The 748-nt window shown below is 39.6% G+C and carries 1 protein-coding gene; it reads right to left on the bottom strand.

All coding sequences use genetic code 11. From position 1 onward, the window contains the following. Positions 1-285 (bottom strand): helix-turn-helix domain-containing protein (locus ACMZ6Z_RS09525; protein WP_416132279.1); only part of this gene is annotated, 285 nt, incomplete at its 3' end. Positions 286-748 lie beyond the last annotated feature (463 nt).

The raw sequence follows: 748 nt of genomic DNA, 5'->3' as shown, positions 1-748 counted from the left end.
CCGGTCTAGTTTCAGATAGACACTGTGCTTTCGATTTTCTTCGTAGACACGTTGACCGCTATCGGCGAAATAGGATTGATAATAAGTCCGTTTTCCACTCTTATCCTGAACTTGCGTTACTGTGCCACGCTTAATCTCACGAGTAATGGTAGAACGGTGACGATTTAGCAAAAGTGCAATCTCAGCGGGATTTTTCCCCATTTTCAAATAAGCACTGATTTCGCCTCGCTCAGAAGCTGATAAGTGAGAATAACGAGATTTTTGGGTAGAATGGTTAGTGGACATGTTCATCTGCTTTCTATACTGAGTTGGGGAATTCTAGTATATCAGACGAACATGTTTTTTCTGTTGCATTTCATTTTACAACGCGGGAAGAAAATTTTATGGCACTTGGCTTGACAATGTGCCTTTTCTTTTATTATACTCCTAAACACAATAAAAAGCCCCTAGAAAATCTAGAGACTTTGTCTTCAGTCTGAAAACCAACTTGGTTCTCTCCAGGTATTGGCTTTTCATCAACCGTAAGCGCCCCATAACAAGGTACCTATTCAATCATTCACTCCTCCAGTATACTGTAATAAAAAAACTGGAGGATTTTTTTATGCCACAACCCATCGTCCCATTGACTGTTCCCAAATCACGACGCTTTGAAAAGAAAAGTAGAAATGAGATTCTGATGAAGATTCGTCTCGAAAAAGTAGAACTCACTTTCTTTCACTCTATCAACCAAGAGGTATTGGAAACAATC

The sequence above is a fragment of the Streptococcus pluranimalium genome, from assembly GCF_047785705.1.
Classification (GTDB): domain Bacteria; phylum Bacillota; class Bacilli; order Lactobacillales; family Streptococcaceae; genus Streptococcus; species Streptococcus pluranimalium_A.
Note: the sequence above shows the minus strand (reverse complement) of the source record. Positions and strands in the feature narration are given on the sequence as shown.